The sequence below is a fragment of the Nakamurella sp. UYEF19 genome (genome assembly GCF_040546275.1).
Classification (GTDB): domain Bacteria; phylum Actinomycetota; class Actinomycetes; order Mycobacteriales; family Nakamurellaceae; genus Nakamurella.
Genome location: NZ_JBEPNO010000001.1, coordinates 351,209 through 372,572, shown reverse-complemented (window position 1 = coordinate 372,572; position 21,364 = coordinate 351,209). Strand labels below are relative to the sequence as shown.

Sequence of the window (21,364 nt, the reverse complement as noted above, 5' to 3'; positions counted from 1 at the left end):
CACCGCCTAGCATCGTGCGGGTGGACCTGACGAGCGGCGGCGAGCCGACCCGCGAGGCAGCCGGAAACTCTGCCGCCACCAGGACCGTCACTGCCGAACCGCAACCCGCAGAACTGGCCGGACGGCGGTTCCGGCCGGACATCCAGGGTCTGCGGTGCATCGCCGTCGTGCTGGTCGTGCTCTACCACTGCGGTGTTCCGGGCGTCACCGGCGGATACGTCGGCGTCGATGTCTTCTTCGTCATCTCGGGCTTCCTGATCACCGGGCACCTGCTGTCCGAACGACTGACTACCGGCAGGCTCTCGCTGTCCGCCTTCTACGCGCGACGGATCCGGCGACTGCTGCCCTCCGCGCTCGTCGTGATTGCCGTGACCGTCGTCGCCGCCCGGCTCTGGGGACCACCGCTGCAGTCGACGTCGGTGGCGAAGGACGGGATCTTCAGCACCTTCTACCTGATGAACTACCGGTTGGCCGCCGCCGGTGTCGACTACCAGCACATCGACGGCAGTCCGTCGCCGCTGCAACACTTCTGGTCACTGGCGGTCGAGGAGCAGTTCTACATCTTCTGGCCGTTGCTGATCATCGGGGTCTCGCTGGTCTTCCGCCGTCGCACCCGGCTGGCCATCGGCACTCTCGCGGTGGCGGGCACGGCGGCGTCGCTGGTGGTGTCGGTCGTGGTGACCCGAATCGACGCGCCGCTCGCGTACTTCGCGATCCAGACCAGAGCCTGGGAACTGGGCGTCGGCGCGATCCTGGCGATCGGCACCCCGGCACTGCTGCGGCTGCCGGGCCGGATCGCGGTGCCCGCCGGGTGGGTCGGTCTGGTACTCCTGGTATCGCCGGCGTTTGTGTTCACCGACGCGACGCCATTCCCCGGGGCCGCAGCAGCGCTTCCGGTCGGTGGTGCGGCGCTCGTCCTGGCCGCCGGGCCGCGGCGCCATCCCGATGGGGTGGAGCGGATCCTGCAGGGCCGGGTCGTGCAATATGTCGGCCGGGTCTCCTACGGCCTGTACCTGTGGCATTGGCCGTTGATCGTGCTGGCGCCGGCGTTGCTCGGCGACGGCCTCGGCTGGGGCGGAAAGCTTGCCGCCGCCGTGGTCGGGCTCGCCCTGGCCACGGCGAGCAACGTGCTGATCGAGCAGCGTGTCGCGCGGACGCGCTTCTCCCGCCCGCGGGCCTTCATCCTGGGTGGCGCGATGTCGGTCGTCGTCACCGTGGCGGCCGTGACGATCGTGCTGCTCCCCCGGGGCGAACTCAGCAACAGCGGGCCGGACGGCCGGCTGGCCCTGGCCGGCACCGACCTCAGCGGGCTCTCCCAGCTGTTGACGGAGGCGTACACCGCCCCGCACCTTCCCTCCAACCTGGTGCCATCCCTGACCGCCGCGGTCGATGACGTACCGCCGACCACCAACAACGGCTGCAACGCTGACTTCCTGGTGACGACCGAGCCGCCCTGCGTTTTCGGCGATCCGTCCGGCACCCGAACAGTGGTGCTGTACGGCGACTCCCACGCCGAGCAGTGGTTCGGGGCGCTGAACACCCTGGCGATCGCACAGGGCTGGAAGCTCGTGTCCTGGACGAAGGCGGCCTGCCCGCTGGCCGACGTCCTGCTGACCAACGCGCAGCTGCAACGGCCGTTCACCGAGTGCCCGGCGTGGCGGTCCGACACGATCGCGAAGATCTCGGCGTTGCATCCCGATCTGGTCATCGCATCCGGCAGCGATTCGCTGCCCGGACCTGCCTATTCCAACGCGGAGTGGTCAGCGCAGACGGTGACCACGCTGGCCAGGCTGCAGGCGGCCGCCCCCACAGTCGTGTATCTGGCAGACATCCCGACACCGGCGACGAACGTGCCGGTGTGTCTGGCCGCCCACGTGAAAGCGCCGGCCACCTGCCAGTTCCCCGCCAGGTCAGCCACTCCGACCGTGACGGTCACCGATCAGCTGGCCGGCCGACATGCTGCGGTCATCGCTGCCGTCGTGAGTCTCGGCGTCCCGGTGATCGACCCGACGCCGTGGCTCTGTGCCGCGGCCGGGTGCCCGGTCGTCGTGCGCGACACCTTGCTCTACCGGGACGCAACGCATCTGACCCAGGCCTACAGCAAGGCACTTGCACCGATCCTCGGGCGGGCCCTCGATACCGTCGTGCGATGGATGAAGAGCTAGTTGTACCGGTGGTTCTTCTCCGAATGACCGGCCGGCCGCTTGCAGATCCGGTTGTTCATGCTCCGGTGCCCGCAGAGTGCCTCCTCCGTCGCCTCGGTCTCGCCCGGACCAGCCCCGTCCGCCGCGGCGTCGCCGACCAAGCCGTCCATGACCACGACGTCCTTGATCACGACGTCCGGTGCGACCGTCGCACGCGACTTGTCCACCGGCGCGGCGACATCCACGCGTACCGGGCGGGCCGGAACGGCGGGTGCCGTGACCGGCTTCCGCGCGGCATACCGCGCCTCCCTCATGGCCTGCATCGCATTCACTTTGCTCATGTTTGATCCTGGCTCTTCGCGCAAGCGCTCATCGCCCGCTGCGCTCCGCCCCTCGCTCGTACCTCGCTGCGATGCTCGCTTCGCGCTCGTCCCTTGCTTCGAATCTTGCTCATGACTTCACCATATGGGGTCGCACCGACAGTCGGCCTGCGACGAGCTCTGACTGTGGACAACCCGCGAAAACGGCGTCAGTCGTTCTCCACCACGAAGTCCCAGGAGGCCACGATGCGCGGGTGTCCCGGTGCCCAGCGCATGAGGCCCTCACCGGTGATCATCACCGTCCGGAGCTGGAACGACACCGCCTGACCGGGCGCGATGGTGCGGGGTGGTGCAGGGCTGCCCGGCACCACGGCCGGGTGGTAGACGGTGCCGAGGTGGTCGACCGTGGTGAAGTCGGCGACAGCGATGGCGGTCGGGGCTCCGGTGGCGCCCGTCAGCGTGACCGTGAACGTGCAGGTGGTTGACGGCGTCTCGTAGGGCAGCCCCTCGCCGGGCACGTCAGGGCCGCTGACGGTGGCCTGCACGGTCGATCCGCCGTCCAGCCGGACCTGCACCGCATCACCCTGCACCGTGAGCGCCGGGCTTTCCGTCGTTCCGGTCAGCACGCTGTCCGGTTGGATCGAGGCAACCGGCAGGAAGGTCGGCAGCGACCCGTAGGTGTCCTCCGCCGGTCCGGCCTGTGCGGGGGCGCATCCGGACAGCACGAGCGCGGCGACCGTCACGATCGCGGCCAGTGCCCGGTGCCGGGCGGCGAACCGCCCGGCACCCGTCGCAAGAGTCAACGGTCCTGCCGGATGCGAGCGTTGTTGAAGACGTCGGGACCGAACGGCGCCAGACCGGCCTGCGCCGCATCACCGATGTGGCCCTTGCCGTCCAGGCCTCCGGAGACAGTACCGGCGGCCAGGGCGGTGTGGTCGTCACCGTGGCTGACACCGAAGATGTCCTCCATCGTCCGCAGCCAGCTGTAGTGGTTGTAGAACGTGGTGGTGCTGGTGCCGGGACGGATCAGCGGGCTGATCAGAACGCTCCCCGTGTCGCCGCCACCGGCGGTGAGGTCGGCGGCGTCGTACAGCGGGTCGGCTGTCTGACCAGGCGCCAGGTAGCCGGGTGCCCCCTCGGCGCTCAACGTGATGCCACTGACCGGTCCGGTCGGCGAGACCGGTGAGCCGGTCTGATCCACCAGCTGGAACGATCCGTCGATCACCGACCCGGTCGGCGTCGTCGGCTTCTGCGGGCCGGTATCGGACACCGTCCCGACGAAGGAGTTGGCCGGAATCGGGCTGGTCCCCCCCGGTCCGGTGGTGTCGACGGTGTCGACTACGGCACGCCCGGTGTCGTCGGCCAGGATCGCACTGTCCAGGACGTAGGACGTCGACGCCCCGGCTGCGACCGCATCGTTGCGAGCGGCCGGCGAGTTCCCCGAACCGCCGCGGACGATCCCGGGGACGCAGTTCGCCGGGACCATGACCGGCGTGGTCGAGGTACAGGCCGGTGGGCGGTCGATGAACGCGTTGTCGCCCGGCCCCGGATACAGCTGGTTGCCGTTCTTGTCCTTGGCGAGCGTGGAGTTCGGACCGGTCGGCTCGTACTGCTGGTTGCTGCCGAAGAGGTTCTCGCCCGCCAGATCTGCGGCCAGCCCGGCCTTCGCGTCCGGTTTGTTCCCCAGCGTCGGGCCGTAGGCGTTCGCGTTGTTGAAGCTGTTGCCGCTGTAGGTGAACGGCGGGTTGCCCTCGTCGAAGGTGATGTCGATCAGGCCGCCGTCCTTGAACGCCGGCGACTTCTCGATCATCGGGATGTAGTACTGCAGGAACAGGTCCGAGGCGTACAGGCCCCCCGTGTAGTTCTTCGGGGCGAGCAGCTCCGGGTCGGGGGCACCGGACTGGTAGACGGGCTGCCCGGACGCGGTGAACGCACCGGACAGGTTGTTGCCCTTGCAGATCGCGTCATGGGCGTCGCTGCAGTTGTTCGGGGTGATCCAGCTGAATGCCGGCGTGGTCGACGACTTCTGCAGATCCTTGAACAACCCCTTGGTCGGGCTGTCCAGGTTGGCGATGTGGGCTGCGTCGCAGTCGGTCCCGCCTTGCACCGGAGTGGTCAGGCCGCGCGTCGTCCCGGACGAGGTCACCGTTCCGGTCAGGCTGTGGAACCAGGGAAACGGGAAATGCTTGGCGACGTACTGGTCGTTGGCCTGGGCCCCGGTGAAACTCACGACCCCGGCCGGGAACGGATGGGCGGCAGTGGCACTCATGAAGGTCGGGTTCGTCGTCGGGTTGTTGGCCGCCGTTCCGGGCCCCCCGCACGCTGCGTCCTCGCGACCGGCCTGGTTGCCGAGGTCCTGGGCGTAGCCCTTCCATTTGACGCCCGCCGCATCGAGCTGGTTGAACAAGGTCGGCGCCTGGGTCGGGTAGGTGCAGCCGTTCGTCCCGTTCGGAGCGTTCGCACCGCTGGGCTGGGCGACGTTGGCCAGCGAGGCGACCTGCCCGTAGTTGCTGTTGTGCTTGGTGACGATGCTGGAGTTGCTCCCGAAGTCGAAGTCCTCGACACTGCAGTCGGACTGGGTGTCCTGCTGCGGCGCCTGACCGGCGACCAGCGACAGATAGTTGTCCTGGCTGAAATGTCCGGTGCCGTAGTAGTTCTTGAGCAGCACACCCTGGCTCGGCAGGGTCTTCCACAGGTAGCTGTTCTGGTTCAGGCCGGTGAACGTGGCGTCGTAGGACTTGTTCTCCAGGATGATCAGCCAGACGTGTTTGACCTGCCCCTGCTGCAGTCCCGTGCTGGTGATGGTCGTCCCGGCCTGCCGTGACACGGCAGCCGCCGAGGTGGCCGATGCACTCGACGACCCGGTGGCCAGGAACGAGACGCCGACCGCCGCGACCGCGGAGATCGCCAGCAACCTGGAGCGACGCGCGACGGCGCTGCGTACGAGCGGACGTGCTTCGGAACGGAACCTCATCAGCGTGCTCCCGAGGTGAGACCTTAGGACCGCGAAAGGACCGGCCCGAGGTAGGAGCTTGCTGTGTACCGGCCCAGAAAGCAAGGGTCGAGTGCGAACTCCGGGTGGCCGGCACTTGAAGATCCGGCGCTACGAAAGGGACTGCTGCACAACAGTAATGATCCGGTAAAGAGACTCGGGTCCCGTCGGTGCGCCGGTCCTGTCACCGGATCGCTGCCCGACGGCCTCATCCCCCTGCTTCCACCGTTTCCTGCTCGCCCGGCCGGCAGCCACACGATTCCCGGTGCCTCCACAGACCCGCCGGCCGCTCGGTCCGCGGCGGGCCGTCGGAGCCGGCGATGCGCTCGAACAACATCGACACCGCGCGGCCTGCGATCAGGTCGATCGGCTGGGCGATGGCCGTCAGGTGGGGGGAGAACACATCGGCCCAGTCGAAGTCGTCGAAGGTGGCAAGGGCCATGTCCTCCGGCACGCGCAGACCCCGGCCCTTGAGGGCTCGCAGGACACCGATGGTCATGTGGTTGTTGCCGACGACCAGTGCCGTAGGTGGGTCGGCCAGGCCCAACAGCTGCCCGACGACGCCTTCGGTCCGGTCGGCTGTCGATTCACCGCTCACCACGAGTGCTGGGTCGAATCGAATTCTCCTGGATCTGAGCGCTTTCCGGTAGCCGTTGGTGCGTTCGATGGTGGTCTGGATTCCGGTGATGCCGGCAACCAATCCGATGCGCCGATGCCCCTTCGCAGCCAGGTGTGCCGTCAACCGGGCCGTCGAATCGACGTTCTCCACCCCGACCTGATCGAAATCGGCGGCAGCGCAGCGATCGACCAGGGTCGCCGGGATCTTCAGGTCCCGCAGATACTGCAGGGCGGCGCCGTCCCGGCCCGTCACCGGAGCCAGCAGAATCCCATCGACCCGGCGGCGGTGCAACGACTGGACGATCTTCAGTTCCTCCCCTGGGTCCTCGTGCGTGTCGGCCAGCAGGAGCGTGCTTCCCGCCGCTCGCACGGCCGCATCGATCCTCGCGACCAGTTCGGCGAAGTAGAAGTTCGACACGGCCGAGACGGCGAGACCGATGGTGGCCGTCGTCGAGGTGGCCAGCGATCGCGCCAGCGTGTTGACGACGAAGCCGGTCTTCTCCACGGCGTCCAGCACCCGTGCCCGGGTTTCGGGACGTATCACCCTGGTCTCGTTGATCACGTGGGAGACGGTGGAGACGGACACGCCCGCCTCGCGGGCGACATCGGCCATGGTCTTCATTTTTCCTCGAAGTCTTCAGCTACTGCCAACCAAAAGTCGGGATGAGGCGGTCCGTGATCACCCTGTCGGACAATATACCGCGCAACCGCTTGCGCAAGCCGTTGCGCTGTGCCACCATAGCGGCAACGTGATCCCGGCAACAGGGACACCTGATGCGCCCAGCAAAGGAGCTGGGGACGCCCGCCCGCACCACCGTGTTCTCGATGCGAAATTCGGCTGACCTGCCGGAACCACGAGAGACACGGCCCACTTCCGAAGAAATGCTTCTGTTGTTTGCATTTCTTCGATTCATCGATCCGTCAACCGCGTTCCGTTGTTCATCGCACATCAGGGAGAAATGATGCATTCCACTCGACACATGACCCGCAAGAGCCTGGCGCCGCTCGCCATGGTCGCTGCGGTCGCCCTCACGCTCAGCGCATGCGGAAGCAGCAGCACCACGGCCGCGCCCGGCACCACCTCGAGCTCCAGCAGTGCGGCGCCGACCAGCAGCGCAGCACCGGTCTCGAGTGCCGCACCGGCCGCGAGCTCGGCGCCGTCAGCCTCGGCCGGGTCCTCCGCGGTGGTGCCGACCGGCGCCTCGGTCGCCGTCACGCTGATCACGAAGGACTCCCTCAATCCGTTCTTCATCGCCATGCAGAACGGCGCCAAGGCGGCCGCCGCCAAGGACAACGTCAAGATCACCATTGCCTCGGGAAAGGCGGACGGCGACGAGGACGGCCAGATCCAGGCGATCGAGAACGCCATCTCGCGCGGCGACAAGGGCATCCTGATCACCCCCAACGGTCCAGGGGTCAACCCGGCCATCAAGAAGGCCCGGGCGGCCGGCCTCTACGTCATTGCGCTCGACACCCCGCCTGACCCCGCCGACACCGTCGACATCACCTTCGCCACCGACAACTTCAAGGCCGGTGAACTGATCGGCAAGTGGACCGCGGCCCAGCTCGCTGGCAAGCCGGCCACCATCGCCCTGCTCGATCTGTTCAACGACAAGATCGTCTCCGTCGACTACAACCGGGACCAGGGCTTCCTCTCCGGCATGGGAATCGACGTCAAGGACAAGGCCAAGAACGGCGACGAGGACAAGACCGGCAAGTACTCGGGCGGCACCTACACGATCGTCTGCAACGAGCCCACCCAGGGCAGCACCGACGGCGGCAAGACCGCCATGGAGAACTGCCTCGCCAAGAATCCTGACATCAATGTGGTCTACACGATCAACGAGCCTGCCGCAGTCGGCGCCGATTCGGCCCTCAAGGCCGCCGGCACCAAGGGCGCGCTGATCGTCTCCGTCGATGGTGGCTGCCAGGGCGTCGGCCAGGTCAAGTCCGGCATCATCGGGGCGACGTCCCAGCAGTACCCGCTCCGCATGGCGCAGCTGGGCGTCGATTCCATCGCCACCATTGCTCGCGGCGGCGCCAAGCCGGCCGTCTCGCCTGGACTGTCGTTCTACGACACCGGGGTCGCTCTGGTCACCGACAAGACTGCCGCCGGTGTCCAGAGCATCACCACTGAAGCGGGTTCGAAGATCTGCTGGGGCTGACCTGCGCTCCTGGTAGTGCTGCGGGTCCGTTCATCCGACGCGAACGGACCCGCAGTACCTCCGACCGACTGCCATTGCGCATCTTCCAGCGCGCGCAAGTCCCTCCGCTACACCAAGAATGACGAGCCAGGAGATCCGCCATGACCACCACAGAGCATCAACCACCGGCCAGTGCGGCCGAGCAGTTCGCCCAGCGTCGGCAATCGCCGGTCCAGCGAATTCAGCACGTCCTGCATTCACACCCCTCGGTCAGTCCGCTGCTGGTGCTGATCATCTCGTTCGTCGTCTTCTCGTTCATCAATCCGCGGCTGGCCTACGCGGGCAACATCTCGTTGATCCTCCAGCAGGTGGCGGTGGTGGCCGCGCTGGCCATCGGCCAGACCCTGGTGATCCTGACCGCCGGCATCGACCTGTCGGTCGGCGCTCTCACTATCCTGTCCATGCTGCTGATGGCGAATCTGGCTGCCTCGCAGGGTGTTCCCGGGTTCCTGGCCCTGCTCATCGGCATCGCATTCGGTGCGGCCGGTGGTTTCCTGAACGGTCTGCTGGTCACCAGACTCCGGCTGCCCCCATTCATCGTCACGCTCGGGACGCTGTCGATCTTCACGGCCGTCGGGCTGCTCTACTCCGGCGGCAAGAGTGTCCAGGGATCTGACATGCCGGACCTGCTCAACTGGACCGGGAACCTCATCAGCATCGGCAATTTCCGGATCACCACCGGTGTCCTGGTCGTGGCGTTGCTCGCGATCGTCATGGCCTTCGTGCTGAACCAGACCGCCTGGGGCCGACACGTGTACGCCGTCGGCGATGACATCGAGGGTGCCCGACTGGCCGGTATCAGGGTCAATCGCGTGCTGTTGACCGTCTACCTGGTGGCCGGTGTCATCTTCGGGATCACCGCGTGGGTCCTCATCGGCCGCGCGGGGACGGCCAGCCCCAACGCCATCGTCGATGCCAACCTCGAGAGCATCACGGCCGTGGTGATCGGCGGCACCAGCCTGTTCGGCGGGCGCGGCGCCATCAGCGGGACCATGCTCGGCGCGCTCATCGTCTACGTCTTCCGCAGCGGTCTGTCGCTCGCCGGAGTGGACGACCAATGGCGCGTCCTGGCCATCGGTGTCCTGATCATCGGCGCCGTCTCTATCGACCAATGGATTCGAAAGGTCAAGGCCTAGAACATGTCTGCTCCCTCGATGCACAAGACAAGCCCAGGCGGCGACCTCGGTCGGCCGATTCTGTCGGCCCGCGGCCTGATCAAGACCTACGGGCGGGTGGTGGCCCTCGACGGGGTCGATCTGGACCTCTACCCCGGCGAGGTGCTGGCGATCATCGGCGACAACGGCGCCGGTAAGTCGACGCTGATCAAGGCGTTGACCGGTGCGGTCCAGCCGGATTCCGGCGAGATCCTGCTGGACGGGCAACCGGTCACGTTCCGGACGCCGATGGACGCCAGGTCCGCCGGGATCGAGACCGTCTACCAGACACTCGCGGTGGCCCCGGCACTCGACATCGCCAGCAATCTGTTCCTCGGCCGGGAGCTGAAGCGGCCAGGACCCCTTGGCAGCGTCTTCCGGATGATGGACAAGAAGGCGATGAAGGAACGTGCTTCCGCGTCCATGGCCGAGCTCGGGATCGGCACCATCCAGAACATGGGTCAGGCCGTCGAAACCCTCTCGGGCGGGCAACGTCAGGCCGTCGCCGTCGCCCGTGCGGCCGCGTTCGCCGACAAGTTCGTGGTGCTGGACGAACCCACTGCCGCACTCGGCGTGAAGGAGACCGGTCAGGTGCTCAACCTGATCCGCCGGATCAAGGCCAAGGGCCTTCCGGTCATCCTGATCAGCCACAACATGCCGAACGTCTTCGAGGTGTCCGACCGGATCCACATCGCGCGCCTCGGTGGCTGCGCGGGCGTCATCACGCCCCAGTCCCACACGCCCATGGAAGCGGTGGCGATCATGACCGGTGCGACCACCCTGGACAAGGGCTGACCTCATTCCGGTCGACGGGGCTCGTCGGCCGGATGGAACTCGGAAAGGTAGGCCGTCAGGGCGCGGAGGTGTATGCAGGCGGGCAGCGAGGTCTCGGCGAGGTGGGCGACCTGGGCGAGGACCACGGCCCGGAACCCGACCACATGATCGAAGGTGCCGGCCCGGTTCCACGCGGACTGCTGGGCCAGGACGACCGCCAGGTTGCGTTTCGCTGCCGCCGCCGCGCCTTCCTTGGCGGCGACCTCGTCGCGGCTCTCGACGACCATCGAGGCGAAGGCGTCGTCGATGATCGCCTCGGCCAGCCGGATGTCGCTGTCCTTCGTCGTCGCGCTGCCCTGCTTCGCGTGTCGTTCGTCCACTGGAGAAGTGTGACGGCGGCAGATGGATGCGACATCAGGGGAATTCCCTGATCTGGTGGATCCGTCGATCATCGGGGCGGCAGACGTCGCACGGTTCCTCTCAGGAGACCTTCCGGCCCAGGGCATGCCGGCGGACCGGGCGTGCCGCACGAGGCGAACTGCTCGCGGCGACCTGGGCCGGGAGCAGGCTCCTGGATCCCGCCAGACGGGAGGTGTCCGTACTGGGCTGTGCGAGAAGGTAACCCTGACCGGCGTCGACACCGAGCTCCCGGACGGTGTCCAGCTCGGCTACGGTCTCGATGCCCTCGGCCACCACGCTGGCGCCGAGGTCGGCGGCGATCGCCACGAAAGCACGAATGGCGCTGCGGCGCGAACGATCCCGATCAACACCGCTGACGATCGAACGATCGATCTTCACGATGTCGGGTTGCAATTCGATGATGTGGTAGAGCGAGGCGTATCCGGCGCCCGCGTCGTCGATGGCCAACCGAAGCCCTCGTTCCCGCAGCGGCGCAAGGCGTTCCCGAAACTCCCGGTAGCGTTGCATCGCCATGTTCTCGGTGACCTCCAGCACCAGCCGGTCGAGTGGCAGACCCGCTGACAAGGACGGATCGCGGGCCAGGTCGAAGGCCACCTCGGGAGTCAGGTTGAGCGCCAGGAACTGATCGGGGGGAACCAGCGGCAGGAAGCTGATGGCCCTCTTCAGCGCCAGGACCTCGAGTTCCGTCCCCAGCGCGACCGTCCGGGCGGTGGCGAACACCGTGTCCGGCGAGCCGAATCCGGACGGGAAGCGGGACAGGGCCTCGACACCGAGGCAGCACCCGTCCCGGACGTCGATGATGGGCTGGAATGCGATGGCGATGCTGCACGAGTTGAGGAGCTGGACGATCCGCTCCCTGGAGCGGTCGCTGGCGTGTTGTTCGTCCAGCTCGCGGACCAGGAGCTCGGCGAAGAGCGCCATCACGCCGAGGTCGCGTGCGTCCAACGGTGCGGGCTTCCGGCTCAGCGCGCAGAAGGTGCCGAACACCGTTCCGTCCGAGAGCACCAACGGGACGCCGACGTAGGCCGATACCTCGGACCGGACCATGGCCGGATCGGTATTCGACCGGTCGGCACGCAGCGGCGGGATCGCTCCGTCGGCCAGTTGACGATCGAAGGTGACTCCGGCGAAAATTCGTCCGTCGACCCGGATCCCGAACGCGGCGCCGCTGCCGTCGACGAACCGGTAGACGTCCGCACCGGCTGCGAACTCGGAGACGTAGGCGACGTCCATCCGGAGGTGCCGGCGCGCGAGAGCCACGATCCGCTGGGCCCGCCCGGTGTCGGATTCGGAAGGTTGCCGGTGCGTGCGGGCGTCATCGGGTTCCGAGACGGTGACATCTGACATGGAGGACCTCCCCGCCGGAACATCGTGCTGCAGATCAGGACTCGCGCGCGTCCCGGTCTCGGCATCTGTTCCGGCGATCGCCCGTCGGCAGCGGAACTGCCCTCCGTGACGCTACCGGCCGGTAATCAGCGCGGCAAAGAGCCCGATTTGGCTTTCACCCGACAGTGCCGTTTGACGACTCAACCGCGCAGCAGCGTCTGTCGCAGAGGACGAAATCGTCACCGCGGGTCACGACATCTGGTTCCATTCGAGCGTCCGCAGCCTGTGGTGGGAGCAATTGGAGAGAAGAACGCGATTGCCATGGCGTCCATCGGCGGAAAAAGAAGTGCATTCCGGGCCTGGATCACTTCCCGGGAGCCGGGCGCTCAATCCGTGGATGGCAGCACCGGGGGCACCGGCGGCGGACCCGTCGGCGTGTCCAGTCCGTCGAAGGTCTGCTGCGCCACCGCAAAAGCCCGGTTGGCGGCCGGGACTCCGGCGTACACCGCCGTATGCAGGAATACCTCCTGGATCTGCTCGCGGGTCAGTCCGTTTCGCAGAGCCGCACCCACGTGGAGGGCTAGTTCGTGTTCCTGTCCGAGCGCGGTGAGCACCGCCAGGGTGATCATGCTGCGGCTCTGCCGGTCGAGGCCTGGTCTCGTCCAGATGTCACCCCAGGCATATCGGGTGATGAAGTCCTGGAACGGTGCGGTGAAGTCGGTGGTCCCGTTCACCGATCGATCGACGTGATCGCGGCCCAGCACGGCCCGGCGGATCGCCATTCCCTCGTCGTATCGCTCCCGATCGTCCATCAGCGGCCTTCCTCGACTTGAAGTTCCCCGTGCGGGTGGCCGACCGGAACGCCCATCTGATCCGCGAGCAGCGAGCTGACTGCCTCGGCCTGTTCGACGTTGGCCAGGTGTGCCGCCGGGCCGAGAATCTCCAGACGGGCACCGCTGATCGCCGAGGCGATGGCCCTTTGATGGTCCGGCGGGGTGGCCGGGTCCTCACTGCCTGCGATCACCAGGGTGGGGGCGGTGATCGAGGCCAGGTCGGCACGAAGATCCATGGCTGCGATCGCCTCGCAGCAGGCGGCGTATCCGGCCGGCGAGATCGAAGCGATCATGTCCCGGTAGCGCACCACCACCTCGGGCCGATTCCATTGGAAGTCCGGGGTGAACCAGCGGGCGACCACCGCATCGGCGACGGCCCCGGTGCCCCCGGCGCGAACGGAGGCAGCCCGGTCGAGCCAACCCCTGGCCGGTGGCAGGTAGGCCGAAGTGCAGACCACCGAGAGGCTCTCGACCCGATCGGGGCGCCGGGAGGCGAGCGACATGCTCACCATTCCCCCCAGGGACAGACCGGCCAGGTGCACCCGACCGAGGTCCAGACGGTCCAACAATGCCAGCAGGTCGTCGGCCAGATCACTGATGCCGACGGTGGTGCCGGCCATCGGCGTCCGCCCGTGGCCACGGATGTCGAAGCGGACGATCCGCGCCGACCGTGCCAGGACGGCTGCCTGCGCGTCCCACATCTCCAGCGTCGAGCCGAGGGACCCGGCCATCACCATGGTCGGTGCGTCCGCCGGAAGCGAAGGTGCGCAATCGATCCGGTAGTGCACGGGCACCGCAGTCATCGATTCGCCCGCTTGTTCGACCTGGTTGCCAGGGCACCGTCCACCAGTGAACGGGATTCGCCCGGACCGCCGGGCAGGGGTGCGGAGTGGCGGAGCATCTCTGTTGCGTCGATCATCAGGTGCTGCAACGAGTCGGTGAGCCAGGCCGCGGCCGACCCGGTGAGTCTCAACAGGTCGCCGAGCGTTTCCCACTCGCTGTGCCAGGCACCCGCGGCACGCTCCTGCTCCTGCTCCATCCCCGCGTAGAGCGTGGCCACCAGCCCCGGCGTCCGCTGCGCGCAGGCCCGCGCGGAAATGGCGGAGATCGGATTGTGCTTGTGCGACATGGAACTCGACCCACCGTGTCCATCGGCTCCCCGATGACCCACTCCTGACGGAGATCCCTCCGCCGCCTCGCCGACGGCGGTCTGGGCCATCAGCACCACATCCAGGGCCACCTTCCCGACGATGCCGGCCGCGGTACCGAGTGCTCCGGCCAGATCGCCGATCGGCAGCCGCGCGGTGTGCCAGGCCAAGGTGGTGTCGGCCAGACCGAGCCGGTCGGCCAGCGCCCCCCTGATGGCAGATCCGGCCGCGAGCGAGCCCGAGAAGGTACCGACCGGTCCGCCGTACTGGACGGGCAGCCCGGCGGCCACCAGGCGCAGTCGATCGGCCGCCCCGTCCAGGCCCTGCATCCAGCCGGCAGCCCTGAGCCCGAATGTCATCGGCAGCGCGTCCTGCATCAACGTGCGGCCCGCCATCGTCGTGTCGGCGTGACTGCCAGCGAGGTCGGCCGCGGCGTCGGCTGCCCTGGTCAGATGGCCGACGATCTGCTCGATTGCTCTGCGGGACAACAGCATCGCCGCGGTATCGAGGACGTCCTGGCTGGTGGCGCCCAGATGGACAAAGCGCTGAACCTCCTCCGGTACCGCCGCCTTCAATGCCAGCACCAGTGGAATGACGGGATTGCCGCCGGCTCCGGCACCCTCGCCGATCTGCTCCACCCCGAATGCCGACGCCCCGCTCCACCCCGACCTGATGTCATGCGCTGCGAACGGAGGAATGACGCCGGCTCGCTCCCCCGCATCCACGAGCGCCTTTTCGACCTGGACCAGAGCGTCGAGCCACGCCTGGTCGTCCGGAAGCCCGGTATCCCACCCACGGGTGAAGGTCGTCCCGAAGATCCCGGTCACAGCGCGAAGAAGACCGTCTCGAGCTCACCCTGCAGATGGATGTCCATCCGATATCCGTCAGCGGAGACCTTCGCGACGAGGGTGCCCCTTGTCTCGTCGTCCGGCAGCAGGGCGAGCACCGGATCGGCGTCGTTGGCATCGATCTCATCCTCGAAGTAGACCCGGGTGACCACGCGGTCGAGCATGCCACGGGCGAAGACCGACAGATCGATGTGGGGTGCCTGCAGTCCACCCTGTCCGTCCGGGACCCGGCCGGGCTTGACGGTGAAGATCTCGAAGGCGCCCTCGGAGTCGGTGCTGCTCCGCGCATATCCGCGGAATCCGGGATACTCCCTTGCGCCCCGCGGATCCTCCGGAGAAGCGAACCAGCCGTCCGGGTCGGCCTGCCACGATTCCACCAGGCCGTCCGGCACAGGCTGCCCGGCACCGTCGAAAAGTTTTCCACGCAACCAGAATCCGCCCGGTGACCCAGGTTCGGCGGCGAACACCCCGTCGACCCAGGCCAATCCGATCGACAGATACGGGCCGACGGTTTGCGAGGGGGTCAGGCCGGCTGTCATGCCTCGTCCTCCACGTCGTCGTCGCTCTCGAAGGGTGTCGAACCGGTACCCCTCAGCACGATGTCGAAGTCGTAGGCCAGCGCCCACTCCGGGACCGTCCGATCCAGGTTGAAGCGGGAGATCAGTCGCTCCCGGGCGGCGGGATCGGGAATGGAGTTGAAGATCGGATCCTGGAAGAACAACGGATCGCCGGGGAAGTACATCTGGGTGACCAACCGCTGGGTGAAGGCCCGACCGAAGAGCGAGAAATGGATGTGGGCGGGACGCCAGGCGTTCAGATGGTTCTTCCACGGGTAGGCCCCGGGCCGGATGGTCACGAATCGATAGCGACCGAACGAGTCCGTCATGGTGCGTCCCAGGCCGGAGAAGTTGGGGTCCAGCGGACTGTCCCAGCGGTCCCGGACGTGTTGGTAGCGACCACCGGCATTGGCCTGCCACGTCTCGATGAGGGTGTGCGGGACCGGGCGTCCGTCCGAGTCGAGAACCCGCCCCTGCACGATGATCCGCTGACCCTGCGGTTCGCCGTCGTGCTGCCGCGTCAGGTCGGCGTCCAGGTCACCGGGCTTGCGGTCGCCGAGCACCGGACCGGTGACCTCGGTGAGCCGCTGCGGCAGGTCGATCGGCGTCCGCAGCGGGTGCCGCAGCGCCGTGCTGCCGTACTCCGGACTGTCGAGTGGCGGGTGTGTCCCCGCCGGCGGGTTCACGTAGCTGGTCATGCTTCCAGCACCATGGCCATGCCCTGGCCGACGCCGATGCACAGGGCAGCCAGGCCGTATCCCCCACCGGCCGCCCGCAGTCGGTGGGCCAGCGCCCCGACGATGCGGGCGCCGGAGGCCCCCAGCGGATGACCGATCGCGATCGCGCCGCCGAAGACGTTCACCTTGGCCGGATCCAGCTCCGGCCACCACGACAGGCATGCCAGCGACTGCACCGCGAAAGCCTCGTTCAATTCGACGAAACGGAGATCATCGAATCCGATCCCGGCTCGCCGCAGCGCATCTCGTGCCGCCTGGACGGGTCCGATCCCGAAGACGTCAGGGTCGACGCCGGCAACCGCACCGGACACGATTCGGGCCAACGGCAGCGCCGAGATGCTCTGGGCCGCAGCGCTGTTGCCGACGAGCAGCGCTGATGCGCCGTCGTTCAGCGGCGAGGAGTTCCCCGCTGTCACGGTGCCGCCGGGCCGGAATGCCGGCTCGAGCCGGGCCAGGGCGCCGAGGTCGGTGTCAGGTCTGATGCCTTCGTCCCGCACCAGGTCGAGTCCCGGGATGCCGACCACCTCGTCGGCGAAAACCCCTGCCTCCCAGGCCTGATGAGCCAGTTGATGGCTCCGCAGGGCGAACTCGTCCTGGGCGTCGCGGCTGATCGAGTAGACGTCGGCCAGGTGCTCGGAGCTCTCCCCCAGCGCGATCGTCCAGCGCGGATCCATGGCCGGGTTGACCAGGCGCCAGCCGAGCGTCGTGGACGACATCGTCTGGTGCCCGGCCGGGAACGCCCGGTCCGGCTTCGGCACCACCCACGGCGCCCTGGTCATGGACTCCACTCCACCGGCGACCAGCAGCGCGGCGTCACCGATGGCAATGGCCCGCCGGGCCTGCAGGACGGCTTCCATCCCCGAACCGCACAGTCGGTTGACGGTCGCCCCGGTCACGGAGGTGGGCCAGCCGGCCAGCAGCACCGCCATCCTGGCCACGTTCCGGTTCTCCTCACCGGCGCCGTTGGCGTTGCCGAGCAGGACGTCGTCGATGGCCGCAGGATCGAGTCCGGGGTGCCGGGCGGGTAGTGCCTGCAGCACATGGGCGGCCAGGTCGTCAGGCCGGGTGCCGGCGAGCGCGCCGTTGAAACGGCCGAACGGTGTGCGAACGGCATCGAGTACGAAGACGTCCTCGGTCATCGGTGGATCAACCAGCACTTCCCTATGCCTACGGGCCGCGCTCCGCTGCGGTCGACCCTTCCGGGTCAAAATAGGCCGCCGATCGCGGTGGTGGCTACCCTGGCCTTCCACTGAGCAGAAGGTTTCGGATCGGAGGACTGCGGTGGCGGGCGGATCGGGTTCGGCCGGACGCAGCGTGACGTCGAGGGCGCTGGCGGTGCTGTCCGCCTTCGACACCGATCTGCCGCGGGCCGGGCTGTCCGAGATCGCCGCGCGGGCCGGGCTGCCGCTGAGCACCTGCCACCGACTGGTGGCCGAGCTGGTCGCCTGGGGCGGACTCGTCCGGCGCCCCGACGGAAGGTACGAGATCGGGCCAAGGCTCTGGGAACTCGGGCTGCTGGCCCCGGTGTCCCGCGAGCTGCGCGACGTCGCACTGCCGTTCATGCAGGACTTGGCCGCCACCACCGGCGAGAACGTCCAGATCGCCGTGCGTCGCGGTCTGCAGGCGCTCTACGTGGAGCGGATCTCCGGCACGAGATCCGTGGCCGTGGTGAGTCGCAGCGGGTCCGAGTTGCCGCTCCACGCCACCGGGGTCGGGAAGGTCCTGCTGGCCCACGCCGATCCCGGGGTGATCGCCGAGGCGATGGATCATCTGATCCGGGTCACTGCATTCACCGTGGTGGAACGGGGGCGGATGCTCCGGCAGCTGGCCGAGATCCGTCGGCGCGGATGGTCGGAGACCGCCCAGGAGATGACCATCGGCACCTACTCGATCGCGGTGCCCGTATCGGACCGGAGCGGCCGGGTGATCGCAGCACTGGGCATCGTGGCGGCCGGCAATCGAGGGGGCCTGGCGAAGCTCGCGCCGGCCCTGATGCTCGCTGCCCGCGGGATCTCGCGATCGATCGGCAAGTCGGATCCATCCAGTGGAAGTCGGCCCTCGATCGATTCCGGCCGGTAGTCCATCATCGGCGGATGCGCACACAGGTGGCCATCATCGGAGCCGGCCCTGCGGGATTGCTGTTGTCCCATCTGCTGGCCCGCCGCGGCATCGACACGGTCCTGGTCGAGAATCGTTCGAGGGACTACGTCAAGGCGCGCCTGCGGGCGGGCGTCCTGGAGCAGGGCACGGTCGATCTGCTGACCGAACTCGGTCTCGGACAACGACTTCACGAGCAGGGTCTACGGCACGACGGGATCTACCTCCAGTGGCCGGGCACCCGGCACCGGGTTGACTTCCCCGACCTGTGCGGCCGTTCGGTGTGGGTCTACGGACAGACGGAGGTGGTGAAGGACCTCATCGACGCCGGCGACCGCGACGGGCTGCCGATGTTTTTCGAGGTGACCGACACCGCCGTCCACGACGTCGATGGCGACGCTCCCAGCGTGACTTTCACCGACGCCGACGGGAACCCGCAGCGAATCGATTGCCAGGTGATCGCCGGGTGTGACGGCTTCCATGGCATCTGCCGTCCGCAGCTTCCGGCTGCGACGCAGAAGGTGATGACTCGGGACTACCCCTTCGCCTGGTTGGGCATCCTGGCCGCCGTGCCGCCGTCGACCGACGAATTGATCTACGCCTGGCACCCGCATGGTTTCGCGATGCACAGCATGCGAAGCGCCGAGATCAGTCGGTTGTATCTCCAGGTCGGCGCCGACGAGCGGATCGAGGACTACTCGGACGACCGCATCTGGGACGAGCTGTCCACCAGGCTCGCACTCGACGGCTGGGAGCTCGCCGACGGGCCGGTCCTGGACAAGGCCATCACGCCCATGCGGAGTTTCGTCAGCGCACCGATGCGGCACGGCCGGCTCTTCCTGGCCGGTGATGCGGCCCACATCGTGCCGCCGACCGGCGCCAAGGGACTCAATCTCGCGGTCGCCGACGTGGCGGTGCTCGACGTGGCCCTTGCTGCCCTCCTGCTGGACGACGATCCAGGGCCGGCCGACAGGTATTCGGACACCGCACTGGCCAGAGTCTGGCGCACCACACACTTCTCGTGGTGGATGACCTCGATGCTGCACCGTTTCGGGGACGAGTTCGACGCCGAGCTCCAGCTGTCCCAGCTGCGCGGCCTCGAGTCGTCACGGTCGGCAGCCACGACGTTGGCCGAGAGCTACACCGGGTTGCCGTTCCGACGCTGACGCACGCAGTCCTGAGACCCTCGTTACCCTGGAACGCTGGTTGGCCGGGCCGCCGTCGGGTATTGATTCTGATGGCGCCGGGAATCGGTGCACCACCTGTGCTCTACGAAGGAGATTCGATCCAGCATGCGTTCTGTGACCGCCTACGCCACGCCCAGCGCCAAGGCCCCGTTCGAGAAGACCACCATCGAGCGCCGTGACCTCGGCCCGCGCGACGTCCTCATCAAGATCGCCTTCGCCGGCATCTGCCACTCCGACATCCATACCGCGCGCGAGGAGTGGGGCCAGGTCAACTTCCCGCTGGTCCCCGGACACGAGATCGCCGGCACGGTCGAGGAGATCGGATCCGCGGTCGACAAGCACCAGGTCGGTGACCGGGTCGGCGTCGGCTGCATGGTCGACTCGTGTCGCAAGTGCGTGAACTGCCTGGCGGGCGAGGAGCAGTACTGCCTCGAGGGCAACGTCGGCACCTACGGCGCCATCGGCCGGGACGGCCAACCCACGCAGGGTGGCTACAGCACGCACATCGTGGTCGACCAGGACTTCGTCCTGTCGATTCCCGAAGGTGTCTCCCTCGACGTGGCCGCCCCCCTGCTCTGTGCCGGCGTCACGCTCTACTCACCGCTCAAGCACTGGGGTGCGGGACCGGGCAAGAAGGTGGCGATCGTCGGACTCGGCGGGCTGGGCCACATGGGCGTCAAGATCGCCCATGCGCTCGGGGCCGAGGTCACCGTGCTCTCGCAGACCCTGTCCAAGAAGGACGATGGTCTCAAGCTCGGCGCCGACCACTTCTATGCCACCAGCGACCCGGCGACGTTCAAGGACCTGGCCGGCAGCTTCGACCTGATCATCAACACCGTCTCGGCCAACCTTCCGATGGCCGACTACCTCTCGCTGCTGGGTCTGAACGGGACCCTCGTCAACGTCGGCGCACCGGCGGAACCGCAGTCCGTGCCCGCCTTTGCCCTGATCCCGATGCGGCGGAGCTGGGCCGGATCGATGATCGGCGGCATCGCCCAGACGCAGGAGATGCTCGACTTCTGCGCGGAGCACCACCTCGGTTCCGAGATCGAGGTCATCTCCGGTGAGCAGATCGACGAGGCCTACGACCGCGTCGTCGACAGTGACGTCCGCTACCGCTTCGTCATCGACACGGCGACCTTCGCCTGATCTCGACCTCAGGGCGGTCGCGTCGAGTCGCGATCTGCCCTGACGTCGACGGCCGCCCGCCCGGACCGTCAGCCGAAGTGGGGTGCGCGCTTCTCGACGAACGCGCGCACCCCTTCACGGCCGTCCGGGCCGTCGGCGGCGGCGCTGATCCGGGAGGCTTCGAGGTCCAAGTCGGAGCCGGTCAGCGGCAGTGCCCGCCCGCGCAGCAGGCGTTTGGTCCCGACCTGGGCGGACCGTGAACCGGCCAGCAGCGTCTCGACGACGGCCCGCACCGCGGCGGTCACCTCGCCGTCCGGATGGACGGCGGACACCAATCCGGCCGAGTGTGCCTCCGACGCCGTCATCAGCGGGTTGAGCAGCGCGAGAGCCATGGTCCGATGGAAGCCCAAGGTGGAGGTCAGCAGCGAGCTGCCGCCGTCCGGCGTCAGACCGATCTTGTTGTACGCCAGCGTGAAAGTGGCGGACTCGCCGGCAATCACCAGATCTGCAGCGGCGGCGAGCGGGAACCCCGCCCCTGCTGCCACCCCTTGGACGACGCTGATCACGATGGCGTCCAGCGCATGCAGCTCCAGGATCACCGCGTGCAGGGCATGCGCGAGCTCGTCGATGTATGCGCCAGGGTCGGCGGCCGCGGCGAAGTCCTTGATGTCACCGCCCACCGAGAACGCCCGCCCCGAAGAAGCGAGGACGACCACCGCGCAGTCCGCCGCTCTGGCCCCGGCGATCGCTGCGGCGAGCTGGGCGACGGTCCGAAGGTTCAACGGACAACCCCGCTGCGGCTCGGCAAGTTCGATCCAGGCGGCAGATCCATCGATGTGGATAAGCAAGTCGGTCGGCACCCGTTCAGTGTCCTTCA

At 67.8% G+C, this 21,364-nt stretch carries 20 protein-coding genes; 7 read left to right on the top strand and 13 right to left on the bottom strand.

Translation table 11 applies throughout. The features are described 5' to 3' along the window. The first annotated feature begins 20 nt into the window (after nt 1–20). Nucleotides 21–2,165, top strand: coding sequence for an acyltransferase family protein (locus ABIB25_RS01725; RefSeq protein ID WP_354526672.1), 2,145 nt, complete (start codon nt 21–23; stop codon nt 2,163–2,165). Here ABIB25_RS01725 and ABIB25_RS01720 read toward each other — a convergent pair. From ABIB25_RS01720 to ABIB25_RS01705, 4 genes are all read right to left on the bottom strand, one after another. Continuing rightward, nucleotides 2,162–2,485 carry a hypothetical protein gene (locus ABIB25_RS01720; RefSeq protein WP_354526671.1) on the bottom strand — a complete coding sequence of 108 codons (324 nt, stop codon included), beginning with the start codon at nt 2,483–2,485 and terminating at the stop codon, nt 2,162–2,164. The two genes, ABIB25_RS01725 and ABIB25_RS01720, sit on opposite strands and share 4 nt — an antisense overlap. A gap of 188 nt (nt 2,486–2,673) precedes the next feature. Continuing rightward, nucleotides 2,674–3,267 carry a hypothetical protein gene (locus ABIB25_RS01715; RefSeq protein WP_354526670.1) on the bottom strand — a complete coding sequence of 198 codons (594 nt, stop codon included), beginning with the start codon at nt 3,265–3,267 and terminating at the stop codon, nt 2,674–2,676. Further along, on the bottom strand, nt 3,264–5,438 hold the full coding sequence (locus ABIB25_RS01710; protein WP_502919718.1) for an alkaline phosphatase family protein: 2,175 nt from the start codon (nt 5,436–5,438) through the stop codon (nt 3,264–3,266). Before ABIB25_RS01710 ends, ABIB25_RS01715 begins: the two co-directional genes overlap by 4 nt. 226 nt (nt 5,439–5,664) lie before the next feature. Then, nucleotides 5,665–6,687, bottom strand: a complete 1,023-nt coding sequence (locus ABIB25_RS01705; RefSeq protein ID WP_354526669.1) for a LacI family DNA-binding transcriptional regulator — start codon at nt 6,685–6,687, stop codon at nt 5,665–5,667. A gap of 367 nt (nt 6,688–7,054) precedes the next feature. Here ABIB25_RS01705 and ABIB25_RS01700 point away from each other — a divergent pair, with 367 nt between their 5' ends. The 3 genes from ABIB25_RS01700 (at nt 7,055) to ABIB25_RS01690 (ending at nt 10,227) form a co-directional block, all read left to right on the top strand. After that, a complete protein-coding gene (locus tag ABIB25_RS01700; RefSeq protein ID WP_354526668.1) occupies nt 7,055–8,239 on the top strand; it encodes a substrate-binding domain-containing protein in 1,185 nt (394 codons plus the stop codon). Between the two features lie 140 nt (nt 8,240–8,379). After that, nucleotides 8,380–9,414, top strand: coding sequence for an ABC transporter permease (locus ABIB25_RS01695; RefSeq protein ID WP_354526667.1), 1,035 nt, complete (start codon nt 8,380–8,382; stop codon nt 9,412–9,414). A gap of 18 nt (nt 9,415–9,432) precedes the next feature. Beyond that, entirely contained in the window at nt 9,433–10,227 is a 795-nt protein-coding gene (locus ABIB25_RS01690; RefSeq protein ID WP_354526666.1) for an ATP-binding cassette domain-containing protein, read from the top strand. Nucleotides 10,228–10,229: 2 nt separating this feature from the next. Here ABIB25_RS01690 and ABIB25_RS01685 read toward each other — a convergent pair whose 3' ends face one another. The 8 genes from ABIB25_RS01685 to ABIB25_RS01650 all read right to left on the bottom strand — a co-directional run bounded on the left by ABIB25_RS01685 (nt 10,230) and on the right by ABIB25_RS01650 (nt 17,214). Further along, entirely contained in the window at nt 10,230–10,586 is a 357-nt protein-coding gene (locus tag ABIB25_RS01685; RefSeq protein WP_354526665.1) for a hypothetical protein, read from the bottom strand. A gap of 100 nt (nt 10,587–10,686) precedes the next feature. After that, nucleotides 10,687–11,973: an EAL domain-containing protein gene (locus ABIB25_RS01680; RefSeq protein WP_354526664.1), complete on the bottom strand. Its 1,287-nt coding sequence runs from the start codon at nt 11,971–11,973 to the stop codon at nt 10,687–10,689. Between the two features lie 365 nt (nt 11,974–12,338). Continuing rightward, nucleotides 12,339–12,764 (bottom strand): 4-carboxymuconolactone decarboxylase, encoded by a 426-nt coding sequence (pcaC, locus tag ABIB25_RS01675; protein WP_354526663.1) that lies wholly within the window; start codon nt 12,762–12,764, stop codon nt 12,339–12,341. Beyond that, nucleotides 12,764–13,588, bottom strand: a complete 825-nt coding sequence (pcaD, locus tag ABIB25_RS01670) for a 3-oxoadipate enol-lactonase (RefSeq protein WP_354526662.1) — start codon at nt 13,586–13,588, stop codon at nt 12,764–12,766. Before pcaD ends, pcaC begins: the two co-directional genes overlap by 1 nt. Beyond that, nucleotides 13,585–14,760, bottom strand: a complete 1,176-nt coding sequence (locus ABIB25_RS01665; protein ID WP_354526661.1) for a lyase family protein — start codon at nt 14,758–14,760, stop codon at nt 13,585–13,587. The genes pcaD and ABIB25_RS01665 overlap by 4 nt, the downstream gene beginning before the upstream one ends. Continuing rightward, a complete protein-coding gene (gene pcaG / locus ABIB25_RS01660) occupies nt 14,757–15,320 on the bottom strand; it encodes a protocatechuate 3,4-dioxygenase subunit alpha (protein WP_354526660.1) in 564 nt (187 codons plus the stop codon). Before pcaG ends, ABIB25_RS01665 begins: the two co-directional genes overlap by 4 nt. Then, nucleotides 15,317–16,036 carry a protocatechuate 3,4-dioxygenase subunit beta gene (gene pcaH, locus ABIB25_RS01655; RefSeq protein ID WP_354526659.1) on the bottom strand — a complete coding sequence of 240 codons (720 nt, stop codon included), beginning with the start codon at nt 16,034–16,036 and terminating at the stop codon, nt 15,317–15,319. Before pcaH ends, pcaG begins: the two co-directional genes overlap by 4 nt. Beyond that, nucleotides 16,033–17,214: a thiolase family protein gene (locus ABIB25_RS01650; RefSeq protein ID WP_354526658.1), complete on the bottom strand. Its 1,182-nt coding sequence runs from the start codon at nt 17,212–17,214 to the stop codon at nt 16,033–16,035. The genes pcaH and ABIB25_RS01650 overlap by 4 nt, the downstream gene beginning before the upstream one ends. 142 nt (nt 17,215–17,356) lie before the next feature. On the opposite strand from ABIB25_RS01650, the gene ABIB25_RS01645 reads away from it, so the two are divergent. The 3 genes from ABIB25_RS01645 (at nt 17,357) to ABIB25_RS01635 (ending at nt 20,508) form a co-directional block, all read left to right on the top strand. After that, the gene (locus tag ABIB25_RS01645; RefSeq protein ID WP_354526657.1) at nt 17,357–18,154 is read left to right on the top strand and encodes an IclR family transcriptional regulator; all 798 of its coding nucleotides are present in this window, start codon (nt 17,357–17,359) and stop codon (nt 18,152–18,154) included. Nucleotides 18,155–18,168: 14 nt separating this feature from the next. Further along, nucleotides 18,169–19,338 (top strand): 4-hydroxybenzoate 3-monooxygenase, encoded by a 1,170-nt coding sequence (locus ABIB25_RS01640; protein ID WP_354526656.1) that lies wholly within the window; start codon nt 18,169–18,171, stop codon nt 19,336–19,338. 126 nt (nt 19,339–19,464) lie between these two features. Further along, nucleotides 19,465–20,508 carry an NAD(P)-dependent alcohol dehydrogenase gene (locus tag ABIB25_RS01635; RefSeq protein ID WP_354526655.1) on the top strand — a complete coding sequence of 348 codons (1,044 nt, stop codon included), beginning with the start codon at nt 19,465–19,467 and terminating at the stop codon, nt 20,506–20,508. Between the two features lie 68 nt (nt 20,509–20,576). On the opposite strand, the gene ABIB25_RS01630 is transcribed toward ABIB25_RS01635, so the two are convergent. Continuing rightward, nucleotides 20,577–21,347, bottom strand: coding sequence for an enoyl-CoA hydratase-related protein (locus ABIB25_RS01630; RefSeq protein WP_354526654.1), 771 nt, complete (start codon nt 21,345–21,347; stop codon nt 20,577–20,579). Nucleotides 21,348–21,364 lie beyond the last annotated feature (17 nt).

Excerpts from the sequence above, each read along its gene's own strand:
- ABIB25_RS01720 (WP_354526671.1), bottom strand. The coding sequence starts at position 2,485 with ATGAGCAAAGTGAATGCGATGCAGGCCATGAGGGAGGCGCGGTATGCC.
- ABIB25_RS01710 (WP_502919718.1), bottom strand. The coding sequence starts at position 5,438 with ATGAGGTTCCGTTCCGAAGCACGTCCGCTCGTACGCAGCGCCGTCGCG.
- ABIB25_RS01705 (WP_354526669.1), bottom strand. The coding sequence starts at position 6,687 with ATGGCCGATGTCGCCCGCGAGGCGGGCGTGTCCGTCTCCACCGTCTCC.
- ABIB25_RS01700 (WP_354526668.1), top strand. The coding sequence starts at position 7,055 with ATGACCCGCAAGAGCCTGGCGCCGCTCGCCATGGTCGCTGCGGTCGCC.
- ABIB25_RS01695 (WP_354526667.1), top strand. The coding sequence starts at position 8,380 with ATGACCACCACAGAGCATCAACCACCGGCCAGTGCGGCCGAGCAGTTC.
- ABIB25_RS01690 (WP_354526666.1), top strand. The coding sequence starts at position 9,433 with ATGCACAAGACAAGCCCAGGCGGCGACCTCGGTCGGCCGATTCTGTCG.
- ABIB25_RS01680 (WP_354526664.1), bottom strand. The coding sequence starts at position 11,973 with ATGTCAGATGTCACCGTCTCGGAACCCGATGACGCCCGCACGCACCGG.
- pcaC (WP_354526663.1), bottom strand. The coding sequence starts at position 12,764 with ATGGACGATCGGGAGCGATACGACGAGGGAATGGCGATCCGCCGGGCC.
- pcaD (WP_354526662.1), bottom strand. The coding sequence starts at position 13,588 with ATGACTGCGGTGCCCGTGCACTACCGGATCGATTGCGCACCTTCGCTT.
- pcaG (WP_354526660.1), bottom strand. The coding sequence starts at position 15,320 with ATGACAGCCGGCCTGACCCCCTCGCAAACCGTCGGCCCGTATCTGTCG.
- pcaH (WP_354526659.1), bottom strand. The coding sequence starts at position 16,036 with ATGACCAGCTACGTGAACCCGCCGGCGGGGACACACCCGCCACTCGAC.
- ABIB25_RS01650 (WP_354526658.1), bottom strand. The coding sequence starts at position 17,214 with ATGACCGAGGACGTCTTCGTACTCGATGCCGTTCGCACACCGTTCGGC.
- ABIB25_RS01640 (WP_354526656.1), top strand. The coding sequence starts at position 18,169 with ATGCGCACACAGGTGGCCATCATCGGAGCCGGCCCTGCGGGATTGCTG.
- ABIB25_RS01635 (WP_354526655.1), top strand. The coding sequence starts at position 19,465 with ATGCGTTCTGTGACCGCCTACGCCACGCCCAGCGCCAAGGCCCCGTTC.